8 protein-coding genes are annotated in these 5,612 nt (G+C 66.1%); 6 read left to right on the top strand and 2 right to left on the bottom strand.

Annotated elements, in window-relative coordinates:
• The coding region (locus F8S09_RS17835; RefSeq protein WP_194165427.1) for a hypothetical protein at window positions 1-548 on the top strand (548 nt) is incomplete at its 5' end.
• Between the two features lie 283 nt (window positions 549-831).
• Here the strand turns inward: F8S09_RS17835 and F8S09_RS17445 are convergent.
• Complete coding sequence (locus F8S09_RS17445) at window positions 832-1,848, bottom strand: hypothetical protein (RefSeq protein ID WP_152872698.1); 1,017 nt, start codon at window positions 1,846-1,848, stop codon at window positions 832-834.
• 105 nt (window positions 1,849-1,953) lie between these two features.
• On the opposite strand from F8S09_RS17445, the gene F8S09_RS17440 reads away from it, so the two are divergent.
• From F8S09_RS17440 to F8S09_RS17430, 3 genes are all read left to right on the top strand, one after another.
• Window positions 1,954-2,637 (top strand): hypothetical protein, encoded by a 684-nt coding sequence (locus F8S09_RS17440; RefSeq protein ID WP_152872697.1) that lies wholly within the window; start codon window positions 1,954-1,956, stop codon window positions 2,635-2,637.
• Window positions 2,638-2,685: 48 nt separating this feature from the next.
• Window positions 2,686-3,138 carry a hypothetical protein gene (locus F8S09_RS17435; protein ID WP_152872696.1) on the top strand — a complete coding sequence of 151 codons (453 nt, stop codon included), beginning with the start codon at window positions 2,686-2,688 and terminating at the stop codon, window positions 3,136-3,138.
• Between the two features lie 355 nt (window positions 3,139-3,493).
• Window positions 3,494-4,282: a hypothetical protein gene (locus F8S09_RS17430; protein ID WP_152872695.1), complete on the top strand. Its 789-nt coding sequence runs from the start codon at window positions 3,494-3,496 to the stop codon at window positions 4,280-4,282.
• A 3-nt stretch (window positions 4,283-4,285) separates the two neighbouring features.
• Here the strand turns inward: F8S09_RS17430 and F8S09_RS17425 are convergent, their stop codons facing one another.
• A complete protein-coding gene (locus F8S09_RS17425) occupies window positions 4,286-4,540 on the bottom strand; it encodes a hypothetical protein (RefSeq protein WP_152872694.1) in 255 nt (84 codons plus the stop codon).
• Between the two features lie 142 nt (window positions 4,541-4,682).
• Here F8S09_RS17425 and F8S09_RS17420 point away from each other — a divergent pair, with 142 nt between their 5' ends.
• Both F8S09_RS17420 and F8S09_RS17415 read left to right on the top strand, forming a co-directional pair.
• Window positions 4,683-5,069 (top strand): helix-turn-helix domain-containing protein, encoded by a 387-nt coding sequence (locus F8S09_RS17420; RefSeq protein WP_152872693.1) that lies wholly within the window; start codon window positions 4,683-4,685, stop codon window positions 5,067-5,069.
• A 2-nt stretch (window positions 5,070-5,071) separates the two neighbouring features.
• The coding region (locus F8S09_RS17415; protein ID WP_152872692.1) for a hypothetical protein at window positions 5,072-5,612 on the top strand (541 nt) is incomplete at its 3' end.

Raw genomic sequence — 5,612 nt, 5'->3', positions numbered from 1 at the left:
GCAAGCACCACGCCCGCCTGCGGCACCTGAACGGGATGTATGACGCCTACGGCCCGTTGGTCATGCTGCGCCTTTCCCTGCCTGCTTTGGACGCTTACCCGCTCTACAGCAAGGACATGTCTACCCGTTCCCGCGCCGCCGTCCTGAGCGTCATGCGCGACCTCAGCGGCAAGCACACGGTCTATACCAGCGACGTACAGCGCGGCGAACAGGGGCAGCTCCAGGCGGGCACGCATGCCCACCCCGTGACGCCCCTCATCCTGTTGCCCGATGACTACCGCGACCGCCTCCAGGCGGCCCCACATGGCTCTGGAGGCGGCACCGAACTACCCCGCCATGCCGCCCACGGGGTCGTCATCCTGCCGACTGCGGATGACCGGGAGGCAGTCGCCCGGTACGTTACCCGTCACCCTGATGGTCGGCTCGATAACCCCAATAGCCCGGTCTACTTGCAAGCCCTGGAGGATGAGTTGCGCCGCCTCGCCCAGAAAAACCAGCCCGTGAAGCTCGGCTGGAGCAAGAACGTCCTGCCGCTCCTCTCTACTTAAGCGTCCAACTCCCACCCATGACCGGCAGGGACGCGGGCGGAGACCGAAGCAACGTCAGGAACCGGAGCGGCCACCGACGCGGGGCTGAAGCAGACAGGGTGACCGCAGTGAGACCCGCGACCAGACCCCAGGAATCAGCGATATGCACAAAGGGGCGACATATCGACTCGGCGCACGAAAAACTGTCCGGAGAAAACCGCGTCTGGTACGGCAAAACTGTGAAGTATGGTATCCTGACCGTGTCGCCGCTCCACCCGCGCCCGCTGTATAAAGCGGGCGTTATTCATTGTGGGGTGTCCGGCCACCTGTCCGGTTGGATGGTCGCAGCGGCGGCGAGGCTGGACTGGGCAGGGTCGGCGAGGTCGGGCTGGTCGGCGTCCTTCATGGCCTGCAACTCCCGGAGCGCCCGATACAGGACCCGCTCCAGGTGCGCCTCGTAGCGGGCGACCTTCTCAAGCCGCTTGGTGTCCGGCTCGGTCGCCTGGAGCAACTCCTGGCGCATGAGGTCCGGCAAGCGGGCAAGCACAGCGCGGAGCTGCTGAGCCTCCCGGCTGGCCTTGAGCTGCTGGCGCAATAGCCACGCCGACCACGCCTCCGACCCGGCAAGTCGGACCGCCTCCGCGACCAGCGGCGGCAATTCCTGAGGCTCCACGGTCCAATCCCAGTCGGCGACCGCCTGAGCGTCCTGCTTGCTGGCCTTCCCGCCGCACATGAGGCGGGCGAGGCGGGCGGGGTCGGCGTCCCATTCATTCTGGAGGTCGGCAAGCAAGGGCACGCCCACGACCTCCACCTGGTCGGTGGTCAGGCGCTCCAGGTCACCCTCCCGCATGGCCTCCCACGCTTGCGCCTCCCGGTCTCGGTCGGCGGCGACCAGCTCCACGGTCTCCAGGTCACGCACCAGCGCGGCCTCGGTCTCCCCCGTCATGCGGGCAAGCGCGGCGAGGCTGTCGCGGAGGCTCAGGGCATCCACAGGGGCGGACTCCACGTCGGGTAGGCCGAACGTGACCACCTTGCTCCTGAGTCGGTCATGGAATCGCCTGTGGTCGGCTTCCAGCTCCGCGGCCTCCCAGCGGGCGACCCGGTCCAACCTCCACAGCGCAAGCGCGGCTCGGTCGGCGAGGCGCTCCTGGAGGTAGTCGGTCGCGCCGACGCTCTCCCGAATGGCCCGCGCATGCGCCGCGTACCCTTCACGCTCCCAGGCGGGCACCAGCTCCGAGAGAATCCCGTGTCGGACTCCATTCATGGCCCGCGGGTCAGGCAGGGGCGGGAGGGTGGTTTGGTCGGTAGTTTTCGTGGTCACGGGGTCGCCTCCGATGATAATTGGCATTATCGCCGGACATTCTAGCTCCGTGTCCGACCGCATGACCGGTCATGCGTCCGACCGCGTGTCCGGTAAGCTGACCCCATGAACGGCGACTACATGACTCCCGGCAGGCTGGCAAAGCTGCTCGATGTGTCCGACCGCACCGTCCGGCGCATGGCGACGGCCTATGACACGGTCTTCACCGACGCGCCCTTGCCACCGGACCCCCGCAACAGCAAGCACCGCGTCTTCCCGCCGGTCGCCGTGGAGCGCGTCCAACACGCCGCCGCCCTGATGCGGGACCACCCCGGCCTCTCCACGGTGGAGGCGCTGACCGCCCTGCGCGACGGGCGGGACCTCCCCCTCCGCCACGACCGCCCTACGCCCCACAGCAACCTGGAGACCGTGCTGGAGGAACTCCGCGCCCTCCGGGATGAGGTCGCCGACCTCCGCCGACTGCTGCTTGCCTCCCAGAGCCACGGCAGCACCCCGGCAACCCCGGCCCTGGCCTCTGAACCGGCCCCCGCCCCCGCGGAGGCTCCAGCGGCCCCTCAGCGCCCCAAGAAGCTCCAGCCCAATCACCAGAATCTGGTGGAGGCGCTGGAGCGCGGCGAGCGGCTCCGCGTGCGCCCTGGTGGTCGGACAGGCGAGACCGCGGAGCTGTTCGACGTGGTCGGCGAGGTCGCCGATACCGTAGACCCCCGCACCGTCGCGGCCCTGGTCCGATATGGCCTCCTGGAGCGGGTCGGCGACGAATACCGCCTCACGGCTGAGAAGCTGCTATGAGCCGCAAAATTTGCTGCAAAGGTTCCTAGGCAGGGATACCTTGAGACTATGAAGACGATGCTTAGTGTGGGGGTCCTGGCCGTGTCGACGGTCGCCTCGGCTCAGACCATGCCGACCAACACCGAACTTACGCGTATGGAATTGGATACGCGGCGGCTAGTTTTGGATGTGTCGAATTTTCTATTTGAGGGGACGCCGTCTACGCAAAACTGTGACGCTATTCGGGCAAGGCTGCGAACGGGCATAGACACTCAGCGTGCTTTCACAGAGAGGATTAGCAGCTACTTAGATAAGAGTGGTGACAACACCAATAGGTCGACTACTTCATTCACCGCCAACATCGAATTCTTTACGGCTTTGAGAATGGCTAATGTCGCTGTTGGTCATTTCTGCCGTACCCCAGTTGGCGATTACAGCAACATCTTTGCTGACTTGTACATCGAATTGGCAGACTCAAAGGCCACTACCGGGCGTCTATTCTTGGCTCAGGCGTTGCGCTGACCAGCCCAAGCAATCTGATGCCGCCCCTGCGCCCTGCCCGCGTGCTGTAGAGTCGGGCCAAAAGAAAAACCGGGACGCATACACGCCCCAGCCCTAAGCAAGCTCAGTGTATGCGCTCTGGGGAAGGCGTGTACATCCCTTGACCACACATTCCTCTAGGCTCTCCGCAACTCTCGCCCGTCTCCACGCTGCCATTGTTGGCACCAGCCCGACCAGCACGGCCTCCAGCCTGACCTCGCCTACGCCCACGGCGACCACGCGGCCCTCCATGCCGTCGGTGGTCGCCGTGCGGCTCTCTCCCGCTCACCCGGCCCCGCCCCCCCCTCCACGGCCCTCCTGTGCGCCGCTGGAGACCGTGACCGACCTCTCCGCCCTGGCCCGTGGCCCTCGCCGGTTGCTGGAGCTGCTCCACGGGGTCGGCGTGGCGACGGTCGCCGCCCGCGGGTACCGGGTCACGCCTTCCCAGGTCACGCTCCACCAGCCCCAGGAGCTGCTCGCCGCGGCTCTCGGTTGCCATGTGGTCACCGTGTGGCGCTGGACTCAGGCGCTCCGGGAGGCGGGACTGGTAGACGCCCGCGCCCACTTCACGACCAGTAAGGGGATGACCCGCAGCGACGGCACCCTGTACGCCGTGACCCTCCAGGCAGGGCACCGCGCCCACCTGACCCATGCCGACCTCTCCCACCAATACCGGGACTTGGACGCTGACCGCGCCGCGGGTCGGACAGCGTGGTCGGCTTTGCAAGGGTCAGACCAAAAACCTCCAGAGGAGTGGATATCTACCCTCCGGGCATGGGCCGTTACTCCAGGACAGACCAGTCCCCCGTTAGTCTCTGACCCTTGCAGCGGCCCCAGCACGCTCCAGGACGTGGTCTACATGCTGCCCCTGATGCGCGACGCCCACCCCAGCAAGCGGCCCGCCCTGGTCGGCGTCATGGCCTCCACGGTCGCCCACGCGCTCGGCGACCAGCACTCCCGGCGCTGGTACTGCCGCCTCATCTGGCAGGCGTGGGAAGCGGAGGTGGAGGGTCGCCACGGCCTCCAGGCGCTGGCCGCACAGCTCGCCCGCCTCCAGGCTGACCTCGCCGAATGGCCCGACCTCCGGTCTCCCGGTGCTTTGTTAGCTAAGCGATTAAGCAGTTGAGACTCATCCCATAGCGGCGACGTCAAAGCCAATCGAAGATATGTCGGACTTAATAGAGTCTATGTCTGCGACTATGCTTTTAAGGGAGTATTCCGCCTCAAAAGTCTGGGAATCAATAGTCTTAACATCCAGCTTAATGGCGAAGACTGCCGTATCTATAGAGTTGAGAATGGACTGAGTTGTGTCCAGAGAGTCTCTAATCTCTTCTAAAACCGCAGTTTGACGCTCTATAGCTGCCACCAAGTCGGAAATGTCCACTATTGAACTGTAGCCGTCGCAGCTCCCAGCAAGCACCCAAACTCGTATGCGGACGCCCGGTCGGACCCCTGACCGACAGAATCTTGTGTGTTTGTGGGGACTGATTACGGCAATGACAGAAAGACCGTGGTAGAATGTCTCCATGACCGCTTCCACCGCGCTCACCCACCCCAACCCCCCGCCCGCGTCCCTCCATCTCGGTGAAGGGACGCTCCTGGATACGGCGACCGCCGCGGAGCTGCTGGCCTGCTCCACGCGCACGGTGACCAACCTCATCACCCGCGGCCACCTCGCCGCCGTGCGCCTCGGTCCCGGTCGGACGGCCTACCGAATCACCGCCGACGCGCTCCTGGCCTTTGTGGAGCGCCACGGCCACCATGACCCGGAGCTGGTCGCCGACACGCCCGACGCCGACCGCCTCCCGCCGTTTACGACTGAGCGTGTGGCGCTGGAGGTATCCCGGACCCCGGACGGTCTCCGGCAAGTGCGCCTCCACCGGCCACCGGACCAGACTGAGCGGGGCGACTGACGATGTGGAGCGGCGACACTGCCCACGCGACCTACAGCCCCCCACGCCGACGCGCCCGCGACCACCTACGGACGCGGGGCGTCCTGCGCGACGCCTACCTGTCGGACCTCGCCTACAGCAAGGCGCTGACCGCACGGGCGCATGACCGACGCCTTGACCTTGCACCGGACCAGCGCGACGTGTACCCGATGCTCCAGGCTCACTTGGAGACCCACGACGGCTACCCCCCGCCGGTCACCCGCAAGCACCACGCCCGCCTGCGGCACCTGAACGGGATGTATGACGCCTACGGCCCGTTGGTCATGCTGCGCCTTTCCCTGCCTGCTTTGGACGCTTACCCGCTCTACAGCAAGGACATGTCTACCCGTTCCCGCGCCGCCGTCCTGAGCGTCATGCGCGACCTCAGCGGCAAGCACACGGTCTATACCAGCGACGTACAGCGCGGCGAACAGGGGCAGCTCCAGGCGGGCACGCATGCCCACCCCGTGACGCCCCTCATCCTGTTGCCCGATGACTACCGCGACCGCCTCCAGGCGGCCCCAC

The sequence above is a fragment of the Deinococcus terrestris genome (genome assembly GCF_009377345.1).
Lineage (GTDB): Bacteria > Deinococcota > Deinococci > Deinococcales > Deinococcaceae > Deinococcus > Deinococcus terrestris.
This window is presented reverse-complemented; position numbering and strand designations above follow the sequence as displayed.